The organism is Mesorhizobium salmacidum (SeqCode) (assembly GCF_037179605.1).
GTDB lineage: Bacteria > Pseudomonadota > Alphaproteobacteria > Rhizobiales > Rhizobiaceae > Mesorhizobium > Mesorhizobium salmacidum.
This window is the reverse complement of the sequence record NZ_JAPYKS010000037.1, coordinates 25,338-38,419: the sequence shown is the minus strand read 5'-3', so window position 1 is coordinate 38,419 and position 13,082 is coordinate 25,338. Positions and strand designations below refer to the sequence as shown.

At 63.5% G+C, this 13,082-nt stretch carries 13 protein-coding genes; 10 read left to right on the top strand and 3 right to left on the bottom strand.

What is annotated here, in order from left to right; translation table 11 throughout:
• From O7A60_RS29125 to O7A60_RS29105, 5 genes are all read left to right on the top strand, one after another.
• On the top strand, window positions 1–93 hold a 93-nt coding region (locus O7A60_RS29125; RefSeq protein WP_337109152.1), incomplete at its 5' end, for a 2-oxo acid dehydrogenase subunit E2.
• A 242-nt stretch (window positions 94–335) separates the two neighbouring features.
• The gene (locus O7A60_RS29120) at window positions 336–1,322 is read left to right on the top strand and encodes an ABC transporter substrate-binding protein (protein ID WP_337109151.1); all 987 of its coding nucleotides are present in this window, start codon (window positions 336–338) and stop codon (window positions 1,320–1,322) included.
• Between the two features lie 142 nt (window positions 1,323–1,464).
• Complete coding sequence (locus tag O7A60_RS29115) at window positions 1,465–3,168, top strand: ABC transporter permease (protein WP_337109150.1); 1,704 nt, start codon at window positions 1,465–1,467, stop codon at window positions 3,166–3,168.
• On the top strand, window positions 3,156–4,235 hold the full coding sequence (locus O7A60_RS29110) for an ABC transporter ATP-binding protein (RefSeq protein WP_337109149.1): 1,080 nt from the start codon (window positions 3,156–3,158) through the stop codon (window positions 4,233–4,235). Before O7A60_RS29115 ends, O7A60_RS29110 begins: the two co-directional genes overlap by 13 nt.
• A 216-nt stretch (window positions 4,236–4,451) precedes the next feature.
• Window positions 4,452–5,612 carry a DUF930 domain-containing protein gene (locus O7A60_RS29105; protein WP_337109148.1) on the top strand — a complete coding sequence of 387 codons (1,161 nt, stop codon included), beginning with the start codon at window positions 4,452–4,454 and terminating at the stop codon, window positions 5,610–5,612.
• On the opposite strand, the gene O7A60_RS29100 is transcribed toward O7A60_RS29105, so the two are convergent.
• Window positions 5,609–6,283: an HAD family hydrolase gene (locus O7A60_RS29100; protein WP_337109147.1), complete on the bottom strand. Its 675-nt coding sequence runs from the start codon at window positions 6,281–6,283 to the stop codon at window positions 5,609–5,611. The genes O7A60_RS29105 and O7A60_RS29100 overlap by 4 nt on opposite strands.
• Window positions 6,284–6,391: 108 nt before the next feature.
• Entirely contained in the window at window positions 6,392–7,033 is a 642-nt protein-coding gene (locus O7A60_RS29095) for a hypothetical protein (protein ID WP_337109146.1), read from the bottom strand.
• A 192-nt stretch (window positions 7,034–7,225) separates the two neighbouring features.
• Here O7A60_RS29095 and O7A60_RS29090 point away from each other — a divergent pair, with 192 nt between their 5' ends.
• The 5 genes from O7A60_RS29090 to ptsP all read left to right on the top strand — a co-directional run bounded on the left by O7A60_RS29090 (window position 7,226) and on the right by ptsP (window position 12,102).
• Complete coding sequence (locus O7A60_RS29090; RefSeq protein WP_337109145.1) at window positions 7,226–7,663, top strand: transcriptional regulator GutM; 438 nt, start codon at window positions 7,226–7,228, stop codon at window positions 7,661–7,663.
• Between the two features lie 117 nt (window positions 7,664–7,780).
• Window positions 7,781–8,548 carry a PTS glucitol/sorbitol transporter subunit IIC gene (gene srlA, locus O7A60_RS29085; protein ID WP_027143558.1) on the top strand — a complete coding sequence of 256 codons (768 nt, stop codon included), beginning with the start codon at window positions 7,781–7,783 and terminating at the stop codon, window positions 8,546–8,548.
• Window positions 8,549–8,564: 16 nt separating this feature from the next.
• Complete coding sequence (srlE, locus tag O7A60_RS29080) at window positions 8,565–9,563, top strand: PTS glucitol/sorbitol transporter subunit IIB (RefSeq protein ID WP_027143557.1); 999 nt, start codon at window positions 8,565–8,567, stop codon at window positions 9,561–9,563.
• 26 nt (window positions 9,564–9,589) lie between these two features.
• Window positions 9,590–9,970 carry a PTS glucitol/sorbitol transporter subunit IIA gene (locus O7A60_RS29075; RefSeq protein WP_337109144.1) on the top strand — a complete coding sequence of 127 codons (381 nt, stop codon included), beginning with the start codon at window positions 9,590–9,592 and terminating at the stop codon, window positions 9,968–9,970.
• 152 nt (window positions 9,971–10,122) lie between these two features.
• Window positions 10,123–12,102, top strand: a complete 1,980-nt coding sequence (gene ptsP, locus O7A60_RS29070) for a phosphoenolpyruvate--protein phosphotransferase (protein ID WP_337109143.1) — start codon at window positions 10,123–10,125, stop codon at window positions 12,100–12,102.
• 37 nt (window positions 12,103–12,139) lie between these two features.
• Here ptsP and O7A60_RS29065 read toward each other — a convergent pair whose 3' ends face one another.
• Complete coding sequence (locus tag O7A60_RS29065; RefSeq protein WP_337109142.1) at window positions 12,140–12,940, bottom strand: hypothetical protein; 801 nt, start codon at window positions 12,938–12,940, stop codon at window positions 12,140–12,142.
• Between the last annotated feature and the right edge of the window lie 142 nt (window positions 12,941–13,082).

The following is a 13,082-nucleotide window of genomic DNA, read 5'->3' as shown; positions in this document are numbered from 1 at the left end:
ACCGACCATCGCGCCGTCGACGGAGCCCTGGGGGCCGAACTGCTGGTCGCCTTCAAGAAGCTGATCGAAAATCCGATGGGCATGCTGGTGTAGCACCGATCTCCGGATTGCTTTATCTGATGACCTCCCGCCCAGATTCACCCCGGCGGAGCCTTACACAAAGCGCCTGTTGGGCGTCGACGCGCCTCTCGCGCGAGAAGGCGGCCCTGATCTCATCTTGATCCAAGCCTGGATGCGCTGTGTCATCCACCAGTCATATGCGCCGTGCAGGGAGGAAGAGACGGGGTGCTGGTCAGGGCCCAGACCGGTCATGCACAGACAGGACAGGAGGTCTCATGAAGACGCTATTCATCAAGCTGTTGGCCAGCCAGCTGGCGCTCGCGGCAACTTTGTTCGCCGGCGTGGCAAATGCCGAAACACTGACGCTCTACACATCCCAGCCGGAAGCGGACGCGGCCAAGACCGTGGATGCCTTCAAGAAGGCGCAGCCCGGCATCGACGTCACCATCTATCGCTCCGGAACCAGCGACATCCTGACCAAGATGGCGGCCGAGTTCGCCGCAGGCAGCCCGCAGCCCGACGTGCTGCTCATCGCCGACGCGGTCTCGATGGAACTGCTGAAGAAGGACGACAGGCTGATGGCCTATCCCGAGGCCAAGCTCGACGGGGTCGACGCGGATGCCTATGATGCCGACAAGACCTATTTCGGCAGCAAACTGATCACCACCGGCATCGTCTACAACACCGCCGCGGCCGAAAAGCCGCAACATTGGGCCGATCTCGCCAAGCCGGCCTATGCCGATGGCCTGGTCATGCCAAGCCCGCTCTATTCGGGTGCGGCCGCCTACCTGCTTTCGGGCTTCGCCGGCGATACCAACTATGGCTGGGATTTCTTCCAGAAGCTGAAGACCAACAATACCGTCAGCGTGCGCGGCAATGGCGCGGTGCTGAAGTCGGTGGCTTCGGGCGAGAAGCCCTATGGCATCCTCGTCGATTTCATGGCGATGAACGCCAAGAAGAAGGGCTCGCCGGTCGAGTTCGTGTTCCCCAGCGAAGGCGTGCCTGCCGTGACCGAGCCGGTCGCCATCATGAAGACCGCCAAGAACGTCGATGGCGCCAAGAAGTTCGTCGACTTCATTCTGTCCGAGGAGGGCCAGAAGCTGGCGCTGTCTATGGGCTACCTGCCGGCACGCGCCTCGGTCGGCCGTCCCGACTGGCTGCCGGAAGGCGTCAAGGTCAAGGTGATGAAATTCGACACCAAGGCGATCGTCGCCAAGACCGACGCCGACAAGGCGAAATTCCAGGAACTGTTCGGCGGCTGAGCCGTCGATCGCGGCGGGGTGCCGGCAGCGGCATCCCGCTCGCTTCGCCAGAGCAATTCCAGGAAAAGTGCGAAGCGTTTTCCGTCCGGAATTGCGCCGAAATGAACCGCACCCGGTCGCATTGACCCCAGGAAACGCAATCATGCCGACACGCATCAGGGAAAGCCGTGGCCAGGAAATGGTCCTGACGGCGGCGGCGGCCGTCGTCATCGTCCTGCTTTCTATGTTGCCCATGCTACGCCTCGTCGAGGAGATCGTGGCGCCCGGCGGTATCTTGTCGACCGCGGCCGTGGAAGCCGGGCTGAGAAGCCCGGCAACCTGGATCGCGACGTGGCACACGCTGGTCGTCGGCATCGGCGGCACGCTTCTGGCGGTGCTTTCGGGAACACTGGTGGCCGTGCTCGTCTCGCTGACCGATATACGCTGCCGAAGCGCCCTGGTGCTCTGCTACGTCATGCCGCTGATGATCGCGCCGCAGGTGACGGCGCTGGCCTGGCTGCAACTGTTCGGCCCGGCGAGCCCGTTCCTCAGGCTTTTCGGGGCGGCTCCCCCGCTCGGCACGAAGAACCCGCTCTATTCGACCTCGGGCATCATCCTGCTGCTTGGCGTACAATACGGGCCGCTGGTCTTCCTGCTGGTGCGGGCCGGCTTGCGCAAGCTGCCGCGCGAACTGGTCGAAGCCGCACGTGCCGGCGGTGCAAACCGGTTCACCGTACTGGCCACCATCGTGCTGCCCTTGATGACGCCCTCCATCATGGCGGCGGCAGCACTTGCCTTCGTCTCCTGCGTCGGCAATTTCGGCATTCCGGCCTTTCTCGGCATTCCCGCCAACTACCTGGTGCTGCCGACGCTCATCTATCAGAAGCTGGCCGGCGGCGGTCCGGCGGTGCTCGGCGAGACCGCGTTCCTGTCCGTACTGATCGGCATGATCGCCATGGCCGGCATCCTCGCCCAGGAGGTGATGAGCCGCCGCCGCGACTACCGCATCTCTTCGACAGCGCTGCCGGCCGAACCTTATGAACTGGGCCGCTGGCGGCCGGTCGTCCAGGCCGGCATGTGGCTGCTCATCGTATTGGTGCTGGTCCTGCCGCTGTTCGGGCTGGTGCTGACCTCGCTGGTGCCGGGCTACGGCATTGCGCTCACCGCCAAGACGGCGACGCTCGACAATTACCGTTTCGTGCTGTTCGAGCATGATGCCGCCACTCGCGCCTTCTTCAACAGTTTCTGGCTGTCGATCGCGGCAGCGTTCTTCGCCGTCATCGTTGCCGTACCGGTGGGTTACCTGATCGCCTGGGGCAAGCAGCGCTGGGTGCGGCTGCTCAATCTCTCGGTCGAACTGCCCTACGCCTTGCCCGGCGTTGTGCTGGCGATCGCTTCGCTGCTCTTGTTCCTGCGGCCGATCCCGCTGACCGGCATCCAGCTCTACAACACTGTCTGGATCATCCTCTATGCCTATCTCGCCCGCTTCCTGGTGCTAGCGCTGCGGCCGACCATCAGCGGCTATCACCAGATCGACCGGACACTGGAGGAGGCAGCGCAGGTGGCGGGCGCCGGCCTGTTCACGCGCGTGCGCACCATCATCTTTCCGCTGGTCGCGCCGGCTGCGGTGGCCGGTGCCCTTTTGATCTTCATGACGGCGCTCAGCGAACTCACGGTCTCGGCATTGTTGTGGTCCTCGGTTTCGGAGACCATCGGCGTGGTGATGTTTTCCTTCGAGCAGGGCGGCGATTCCAACTATGCGGCGGCGATGTCCGTCATCACGGTCGCCGTCACCTTCGCGCTGATGCTGGTGACCAACCTGCTTGCCCCTCATCTTCCGAGCGGAGTACTGCCATGGCGCGACTGATCCTGGACCACGTGACCAAGAGCTTCGCCGATTTCGATGCCGTGAAGGATGTCTCGATCGATGTCGCTGACGGCGAGTTTCTGGCGGTGCTCGGACCTTCCGGCTGCGGCAAGACGACGTTGCTGCGGCTGATCGCCGGTTTCGAGAAAGTGACCTCGGGCGAAATCCGCATCGGCGGCGATGTCGTTTCGAACAGCGGCGGCAGCATCGCGCCGGAAAAGCGGCGGGTCGGCATCGTCTTCCAGAATTACGCCCTGTGGCCGCACATGAGTGTCGCCGAGAATATCGGCTATTCGCTGAAGGTGGCCAAACTCGACAAGGCGGTTGCGCGCCAAAAAGTGGAAGACGCGCTTGCCTTGGTCAATCTGCAGGGCCTGGGTGAGCGCAGGCCCGCCAATCTTTCCGGCGGCCAACGCCAGCGCGTGGCATTGGCGCGTTGCCTGGTGGCGGCACCCTCGCTGGTGCTGTTCGACGAGCCGCTCGCCAATCTCGACGTGCATCTCAGGGCCTCGATGGAGGACGAGTTCGCCGCCTTCCATAAGCGCACGGACACGACCATCGTCTACATTACCCATGACCAGACCGAGGCGATGGCGCTGGCCGACCGCATCGCGGTGATGGATCGTGGACGCCTGGCGCAGCTTGCGAGGCCGCGCGACCTCTATCATGAGCCGGCAAATGAAATGGTCGCTTCCTTCATTTCGCAAGGCATCCTGCTGCCGGCGGACGTGCTGACGGGCGAGGAAAGCGGCCATTGCAAGGTCCGGGTACTCGGAAGCGAGCTGGTGGTCCGCTGCCGGCCTGGCGAGCGGCCGCGCGCCGGCGCCAGGATCTGCTGCCGCTCCGCCGATATCGAGATATCGGCCGATGCCTCGGGCTTCGACGGTCTCGTCAAGCGGGCGGTCTACCAAGGCGGCGCGGCGCGCATCGAATTCACACCCCAGGCCGATCCCGACCTCACCTTGCATTTCGAGCAGCCCGATCCGGTTGTGCTGGAGAACGGGGCGCAGGCGCGCCTGCACATAAAATCCGGCTGGCTGATCCCGGCGGCGGGAGCAGCCTCGTGATGATACTGGACCTGCTTGGCGGTTTCGGCGAAGAGGGCGGCACCAGCCCTCGCCGTGAGCCGCGGCAATGATCGCATCCTGCTCGATGTCGTGCCGACGCCTCGCTAACACGGATCTGCGCGGGGTGATCCAGGTCACCAACCTGTCAGCGGCCAAATTGCGCCAATCCAATGCTTATGCTTGAAGCCGCCGCTATTTCATTCCACATCGGTCAGGATGAAGGGCGAGACAGGAGAGCGGCGTCGGAATTTGCTGTGGGGTATCCCCGCATCGCTGATCCTGCATGCGCTTGTCGCGGGGCTCCTGATCTATGGCCTGCCCACGCCTCGCCAACAGCCGCAGGAGGAGGAACCGGTCAATGTCGCGCTCGTGCCCCCACCCGAGCAGCCAAAACCGAAACCGGCCCCTGTACCGTCCCCTAAGCCACCGGAACCGAAGGTTGAAAAACCGCCTGAGCAGAAAGTTGAAAAGCCGGCTCCGCAGCCGCAGAAGCCTCCGCCAATCGAGGTGCTGAAGCCTGTTTTTCAGTTCGGCGACAAGGATGCGGGCCCCCGGAAATCCCTGGATGGGGCCAGCGCTCAAGACAGTTCGTCGTCGCCGACCAAGGATGCGAAGCCGCCGGTCGTGCAGAAGCCTGCTGAGACCCAATCCGACGTGCCGGCAGGCACCGAGAAGCCGGCGGATTCAGCTGAGGCCGGCGAAAAGCCGGCAACCGACGCGAAGGATATCGAGCCCGCGCAGGAGAAGCAGACAACTCTGACCCAGGACGCAGATAAGCAGCAGGCCGCCAAACAACAGGCGGGATCGCAGGACGCCGCCAAGCAGACAGGCGCGGCACCAACGCCGCTGGCCACAGTCGGGAACGGTGAGATCGAGCTTCCAATGTCGGCTGCGAAGCCGGAGCCTAAACCGACAAATACACCGAAGCCCAGCTCTTCAAAGGTTGCGAAGTCCCGAAACGGGGGCGCCGGAAGCCCAGGTTCCACTGATGTAACCAGCGCCGCATCGCGCAGGTATTCAGGCCTTCCGGGCGTTCGCAAGCTTTACTCGCAGGGCGCTACGGGTGACGCGCTGGCCACGACCTCGATGGGTGGCGTGCCTCGCGGTCAGCGTGGTGCCAAACTTTGCGCCAGCGCGTTGCAGCAGCAATTGCTGGACGCCTCCTATTTTCCCATTTTGATCCCAAGTGTTCCGCTGAAGGCCGGCAATGTCCTTGACGCCCCTGACGTTGCTTTCCGTACCTCAACCACGTGGTTCCATCTGGGCTTCCGCTGCGAGGTCGACAGCGACGCGACCAGGGTCTTGTCCTTCGACTTCCGCGTCGGAGCTGTGATTCCGCCTGGCGAATGGGCGCGCCTTGGACTACCCGCTCGCTAGGCCGATACACCCAGCCCGGACAATTGCCGGCTAACTTCATGCCAGTCGGCGCAGGTGAAATCGGCACCGGCGGCCGTCAGCCGTGCGGCATGTTCCGCATAAGTATGTCCGCCACCGGTATAGCCGACCGCCGTCATGCCGGCGGCAACCGCGCCCTGGATGCCGAAAGGTGAATCCTCGATGACAATGCAGTCCGCCGGGTTGGCGCCCATCTTCGCAGCGGCGAACAGGAAGATGTCCGGCGCCGGCTTGCCGTTCTTGACCATCGAGGAGCTGTAGATCGCATCGCCGAAGAACCGCGCCAGTCCGGTGATGGCCAGGCTGTGGTTGATGCGCTCGACGGAGGACGACGAGGCAACGCAACTGCCGCCCTCGAGCGTTTCCAGGAATGCGGTGATTCCCGGTGTCGGCTTCAATTCCTGCGAAAACAGGGCTTTAGTCTCGGCCCAGATATCGCCATCGGCCGTCGAGGGAAACTGATGGCCGGTCAATTCCTTGATCCTGACGATGATGTCGGCCTGCTTCATGCCGACGCACTGGGCGATGATGCCGCCGTGAACGCCCGGCATGCCATGCTTATCGTAGACACGTTCATAGGCCTTGGCGGCCAGTGGCTCGCTGTCGACGAGAACGCCGTCGCAATCGAAAATGATCAGTCTTGACGGCGCCACGCGTTTCTCCCGGCCTCTGTCAGAATTGGCACATCGCTATCGACAAAAAGTCAAATGTTCAATAGCGGGCACTCGCGGCCTCTTGAATAGGGGGCAATAGAGGCCAATTCAAAGCTGGCGCAAGGCATCGCTGGCGCGGGAGGACCCCAACGCTCGTTGCATGGCCTGCCGCGACTGCGCGCGGTCGGGCGTGATCCAGTTCGGTTCCGCGCCCAGGAAGCGGTCGAGGAAAGCCACGGCATAGGCCGGCATTTCGGTGACGTTTTCGCGATAGGACCACCAGGTGCGCAGGTCGTCGGCGCATTCGTCGATGCTAGGCGCTGAACCGAACTCCTGCTCGTAGATGGCCGAAATCACCGAGACGCAGTAGTTGGTGTAGAGAAAGCCTTCCGGCCAGAAGCGGATGATGTCCAGCGTGCCGGCATTCTGATCCGTTTCGATGAGCTGGGTAAGGCCGGAGATCTCCCTGGCCGGCGCCTGCTTGATCAGTTCGCGCAGCACGAGGCCGGCGGCAAAGACGATGAAATCGGCGCGGTCGATCGTGGCGAAGCGCTTCTGCGCTTCCATGACCTCGACCCAGTCGAGAAAAGCCCGGGTCAGCTTCGCCTCGTCGATTTCGAAGCGTACGCCGAATGTGTCCGAAACCACCTTGGCGCTGCCGCGGAAGGTGGCGCGGAACCAGCGCAACTGCCGAAGCCGGTGGCGCAGATCGGGCATGAGGGCCAGTTCATCCCTGAAGGGCAGTTCCATTTCCTGTATCCCGTTTCCCCACAGGCTAGCACAGTCGTGCCCTCGCCGAAATCGCGCGGCGGCCCTGTGGATGACCGTGGTTGAGGCCAATATCATACATATTGACATTCGCGGAAACAAATGTTCTCACTTTGCTGTTGTCGCGTGCCGGTCCAAGGTGCGCCTCGATTGAGGCTTCGGGAGGAGAACCGAATGGCGATTTGGCAGTGGGGACTGCTCCTGCTGGTTATTGTGTGGGCGTTGCAGTCGCTCGGCGTCTGGCTGCAGATGCGGCACTATTCGGATGTCTTTAGGGGCGTCACCGATCAGTACAAGGATGGCTTCGTCGGCGCTGGCAACTTTCGCGGCCGATTTGCCAAGGGAACAATCGCGCTGGTCGTGGTTACGCCCGACCTGATCGTGCGCCGCATGATGGTGATGAGCGGCCGTTCCGTGTTCACCAAATTCAAGCGACATGAAAAATTCGAGGGTGTCCCCCTCGATCGACTCCGGTCCAACCCTGCGATCATGGGGGAGGGGGAACCCGGTGTGGCCGAGGCCGTGAAGCGGGCGATCGAACAGATCGACAAAGCACGGTCGGAGCCGGGGAAGAAGCCGGGCCTGGCCGGCTTGAATGTAGCAAGGGCCTAGAGTCGGATGATTTCCAGGTCAAATCGACCTGAAATCTGAATCCGCCTCTGGATCAAAGGGATAGAGGAGGCCGTGCGCCGACCGGGATCAACCGGCGGGCCGGCATAAGGAGGAGAAATGTCTGTATTTTCGTTGTTGGCGCAGCATGCCGACATGGCCGTGCATAACCTGCATATCGCGGGTGCCATGGTTTCGGACGCTGCATTGCATGGCAGGCTCGCCGTCGAGCATGCTTCCGATCATCTCGTGATCCTTGCGCAGGCGCAGACCGACGGGGCGCCGGTTACCGCCGAGCAGCTGAAGGAACAGCTGAAAAATGTGCAGCAGGAGGAGCAGCTTGGCTGGCTCACTGCCATCGGCAAGTACTTCATCGGCATCTTCCAGAAGGGCGGCGAAGTTTTCGCCGGCTTTGTCACCGGCATCATCCCGACACTTGTCGTGCTGATGACAGCCTTCTACGCCGTCACCGAACTGGTCGGCGAAGAGCGTGTCCACGGCCTGGCGCGTGGTGCTGGCCGCATCGCGCTGACCCGCTATACCGTGCTGCCGCTGCTGGCGGTGTTTTTCCTCACCAACCCGATGGCCTACACCTTCGGGTCGTTCCTGGAAGAGAAGCACAAGCCCGCCTTCTACGACGCGGCCGTGTCCTACGTGCATCCGCCGCTCGGCCTCTTTCCGCACATCAACCCTGGCGAATATTTCGTCTGGGGAGGCATGCTCGTTGCCTTGCTCGATCTCGAGAAGCGGGGCGTTGTCGTCGCCGGTTACCACGTCAAGGTGGCGATCTGGTACGCGATCGTCGGTCTCGTCGTCATCCTGCTCAAGGGCATGCTGACCGAGCGCATCACAGCCATCATGGCACGCCGCCAGGGCGTTGAGCTGTAAGGGCGGGGAGGACATCATGGCCAAGACATACAAAGCCGTAAAAGTCTCCCGGGGTTCCACCGGCTGGGGCGGCCCGCTCGTCATCGAGCCGACCGCGCAGCGCGACAAGGTCGTCTCCGTGACCGGTGGCGGGATCCATCCCGTGGCCCAACTCATCGCCGACATGACCGGCGCCACAGCCGTAGACGGTTTCAAGGCGCCGCCGGTGGAAGGCGAGATGGCGGTTGTCGTCGTCGATTGCGGTGGCACCGCGCGATGCGGCGTCTATCCGCGCAAGCGTATCCCGACCGTCAACCTGACGCCGGTCGGCCAGGCTGGGCCGCTCGCCCAGTTCATCACCGAGGATATCTACGTTTCGGGCGTGAAACCGGCCAATGTCACAATGGCGGACGGTTCCGAGGCGGTCACAACTGCGGGGGGAGCAGCGTCGATGAGTTCTACCAACAACACTGCGACGCCGACGGCGCTGCCCAGCGAGGGTGGCTTGATCGGTTTCATCAGCACGATCGGCCGCGTCATGGGTCGTGTCGTCGGCATTTTCTTCAATGCCGGCCGCCGGACCATCGACCAGGTCGTCCGCAACGTGCTGCCGTTCATGGCCTTCGTGACCATGCTTATCGGCCTGATCCTGTACACCGGCATCGGCGACGTGCTGGCGCAGCCGATGGGACCGCTGGCCAACAACATCGTCGGCCTGCTGGTCATCTCGGCCATCTGCGGCCTGCCGTTCCTGTCGCCCATCCTGGGGCCAGGCGCCGTCATCGCGCAGGTCATCGGTGTCGCCATCATCGGCCCGCAGATCGCCAACGGCACGATTTCGCCGGCAATGGCGCTGCCGGCGCTGTTTGCCTACAACACCCAAGTGGGCTGCGACTTCGTCCCGGTCGGCCTTGCACTGGGTGAAGCCAAGCCGAAAACCATCGAAATCGGGGTGCCGGCGGTGCTCATCAGCCGCCAGATCATGGGTCCGGTCTCGGTGCTGATCGCCTGGATCGTCTCCCTGATCGTGTTCTAAACACCAGAAATAACGAGGTTCGCCATATGTCGGTTCTTCTCAAGACACGGGTCACGGCAATAGGACCCGAAGTGGCGGACCTCGCCGAGAGCGGCGTGGTCATCCTGTTCGCGGATGGCTCGCCACCGGAGCTTGCCGAGGTTTCCGTGCTCCACAAGACGGAGATCGGACCCAGCGACGGCGCGCCTGAAAAGGGCGCGTCGATCACCCTTGGCCCGGTTTCGGCCGTTATAACCGCCGTCGGCTCCAGCGCCTGGAGCAAGGTCCTCGAGATGGGCCACGTCGTCATCTCGTTCAACGGCGCCACCGAGGCCGAAAGGCCGGGCGAGATCTGTGCATCGCAGGTCGATACACAAGCGCTCGTGGCCGCCCTGAAAACAGACGCGATCATCACCATCGCCGCCTGAAAGCATTCGCGCCCCAGCCGGTCTGGCTTTGGCGCTGGAGCAATTCCAGGAAAAGTGTGAAACGGTTTTCCGTCCGGAATTGCGTTAAAACAAAGAAGTAGAGCAGTTCGCCGTGAGACGGCGATCTGCTAGGAAACAGCAGAGTATTTGCCATGGAACGCTCGACCATCGTCAGAGTGCATGAAGGTTTGCACGCACGTCCCGCCACGCGCTTCGTCAAGCTCGCCAAGGCTTTCGAATCCGACGTCGAACTGGTCAAGGACGGCAAGGCGGTCAGCGCCAAGAGCTCGGTCAAGCTGATGCTGCTGGCGGTCAAGGAAAACCAGGAAGTCACCGTGCGGGCGAACGGCGCCGACGCCATCGAGGCGATCGAGGCGCTGATCGGCTATCTCGAGAACCCCAAGGCGGGTCTCGACGACGAAGAAACCCACGCCCCGGCGAATGACGCAGGCAAGGAAGCGGCGCCCGCGTCCCAACCCGCGCCGGCTGGATCAGGCGAAGCAAGCAGTGGTTTGCGCGGTGTCGCCGCAAGCGAGGGCGTCGCCATCGGGCCGGCCTTCGCGCATTTCCCGCCTGATTTCGCTGGACAGGGCCGGATGCTGCGGGCCGATGAGATCGCTGGCGAGATCGACAGGTTCCGCGCCGCCGTTGCCGCCGTCCAGACGCGCATGGATCGGGCGCTGGCGCAGGATAGTCTGTCGGCCGGTGACCGGGGCATCGTCGCGGCGCTCAGGGATATCGCCGCCGACGACAGCCTGACCGGCGAGGCCGAGAAGGCGATCAAGGGCGGCAATGACGCGGTCTCGGCCATGATCACCGCCGCTTCCACCATCGCCGCCGATTTCAGCGCCGTCGACGATCACTACCTCAATGCGCGGGCGGACGATGTCCATGCGGTCGGACGGCAGATCTGCCTGGCGCTGCTGGGCCAAGACGACGTCAGCCTCGAAAATATTTCGCAAGGTGCGATCCTGATCGCCGACGACATCGGCGCCTGGGACCTGGCGCGTGCGCCGCTGAAACGCATCGGCGGCGTGGTATGCGGCCATGGCGGCGCCACTTCGCACATCGCCATCATCGCTCGCTCGCACGGCATTCCGGCGGTACTGGGCCTCGGCGACCGGATCAATGCGTTGCGCACGGCGCAAGAGGTGGCGCTCGACGGCAATACCGGCCAGGTGATTATCGATCCCGATGCGGCGACACGCGCCGATTTCGCCAGCCGGGTCGAAGCGGCGGCGAAGGAACGTGCCGGCCTGGCCGCCTTCAAGACGGTGACGCCGAAGCTGGCGGACGGCAAGGTGATCGAAGTCGCGGCCAATATAGGCTCGCTCGAGGAGATCGAGGCGGCGCAGGAAGCCGGCGCCATGGGTGTCGGCCTGTTCCGCACCGAGCTCCTGTTCATGCGCCACATGCACCTGCCGTCGGAAGACATGCAGGCCGAGACCTATGCGGCGCTGGCCAAGGCCTTCGCGCCTTATCCGGTCATCGTGCGCACGCTCGACATCGGCGGCGACAAGCCGATTGCCGGCATCGAGTTTCCCGACGAGGAAAATCCGTTCCTCGGCTGGCGCGGCATCCGCATGTGCCTCGACCGGCCCGATATCTTCAAGCGCCAACTCAGGGCGCTGCTAAGGGCCGCCGTACACGGCAACATCAAGGTGATGCTGCCGATGGTTTCCGATCTTGGCGAGGTGCGGCAGACGCGCATCCTGGTGGACGAATGCGCCGCCGAACTCCAGGCCGAAGGCGTGCCGCACGCGACGTTCGATCTCGGCGTGATGATCGAGACCCCGGCTGCGGTGCTGATCGCGCCGGCACTGGCCAAGGAGGTGGCTTTCTTCTCGATTGGCACCAACGACCTGACCCAGTACATCATGGCCGCCGACCGGCTCAACCCGACCGTTGCGAAGCTCAACGACGTCACCAACCCAGCCGTCATGTCTGCGATCGAACTGACGGCCAGGGCCGGCGTCGCCGCCGGTATCATGGTGGGCATGTGCGGCGAGGCGGCGGGCCGGCCGGATCTCATTCCGGCCTTTCTGGAGATGGGTCTCACCGAACTGTCGATGAGCCCGGCGTCGATCCAGCGCGCCAAGAAGACGATCATGGCGATGGCGGCCGGGGAGTAGCCCTGCGGCCGCTCTGTTTTCTGAGCGCCAGGAGGCCTTATGGCAAATGCGCAAGCAAGGTGTGGAAGACAGGTGTCAATTCATCGGCCGGGCTCGTTTTGGCGTAGGCCTGGATGATGCGGTCGCGGCGGATATCGGCGGCCAGGATCGCGATTTCCAGCATGTCGGGCTCCGGCGCGTCGTTGCGGCCGTTTGTCGCCAGCCCGCAGGCCAGGACGACCGGCGCCAGGCAGCTTATGTCGAGCGCCCTATCACCCATTGCCGTCGCTTCCGGGGCGGTGTCATCAAAACGGATCGGGCGCTGGCCGAGGCACTCGATCAGCAACGCCGAACACGTCGCCGCGATCGCCTGCAGTCCAGCACCAGGCGCGGCCAGCGCAGCCAACAGATCGCCATGGCGCCTGTGCATGGCCGCGTGGACGGCGGCGAACCCGGCTTCATGGATACGGGCATGGTCGATGTTCAGCCCGGCAAGCACCGCCTTGGTCAGATAGTACATGTCGCGCCGGAACAGGCGCTCGGCCCCCAATTGCTGGTCTTCGTCCCCGGCCGGGAAATAGGTGCCGAGGCCTTTTACGGTCGTTCCGTCGACGCTTATCGGGCGTTCATGCGGGACGAAGGATTCGGCGATCGACAGCGCTTCGTCGACGGCACTCGCGGCATGGCTGAGCAGGCCTTCGATGCCTTTGCCCGGAAACGGCGGCAGATGGCTGGTCGCTTCGTGCAGCAGGCTGGCCTCGCTGGCGCCGTCATGGCGGCTCTGGCGGATGATGTCACGGACTTCCCGCAGCCGGTCCTTGAGGTTGACGCGGACATCTTCGGAGATTTGTCGGAGCATCGCGGTTCGCCTCGAATGTGCCGTGCGGGGCCACCTGCAATGGCCCGCCCACCGACTCTACATTGTTCCTATCGATTGGTAGATCAATAGGCGATAGTAGACCAGCACGCAGAATCGGCGACGGCGCGCGCGTCCGCCGCCG

Coding starts and splice junctions, on each gene's coding strand:
- O7A60_RS29110 (WP_337109149.1), top strand. CDS start 3,156: ATGGCGCGACTGATCCTGGACCACGTGACCAAGAGCTTCGCCGATTTC.
- O7A60_RS29090 (WP_337109145.1), top strand. CDS start 7,226: ATGGCGATTTGGCAGTGGGGACTGCTCCTGCTGGTTATTGTGTGGGCG.
- O7A60_RS29105 (WP_337109148.1), top strand. CDS start 4,452: ATGAAGGGCGAGACAGGAGAGCGGCGTCGGAATTTGCTGTGGGGTATC.
- O7A60_RS29065 (WP_337109142.1), bottom strand. CDS start 12,940: ATGCTCCGACAAATCTCCGAAGATGTCCGCGTCAACCTCAAGGACCGG.
- ptsP (WP_337109143.1), top strand. CDS start 10,123: ATGGAACGCTCGACCATCGTCAGAGTGCATGAAGGTTTGCACGCACGT.
- O7A60_RS29115 (WP_337109150.1), top strand. CDS start 1,465: ATGCCGACACGCATCAGGGAAAGCCGTGGCCAGGAAATGGTCCTGACG.
- O7A60_RS29120 (WP_337109151.1), top strand. CDS start 336: ATGAAGACGCTATTCATCAAGCTGTTGGCCAGCCAGCTGGCGCTCGCG.
- O7A60_RS29095 (WP_337109146.1), bottom strand. CDS start 7,033: ATGGAACTGCCCTTCAGGGATGAACTGGCCCTCATGCCCGATCTGCGC.
- srlA (WP_027143558.1), top strand. CDS start 7,781: ATGTCTGTATTTTCGTTGTTGGCGCAGCATGCCGACATGGCCGTGCAT.
- O7A60_RS29075 (WP_337109144.1), top strand. CDS start 9,590: ATGTCGGTTCTTCTCAAGACACGGGTCACGGCAATAGGACCCGAAGTG.
- srlE (WP_027143557.1), top strand. CDS start 8,565: ATGGCCAAGACATACAAAGCCGTAAAAGTCTCCCGGGGTTCCACCGGC.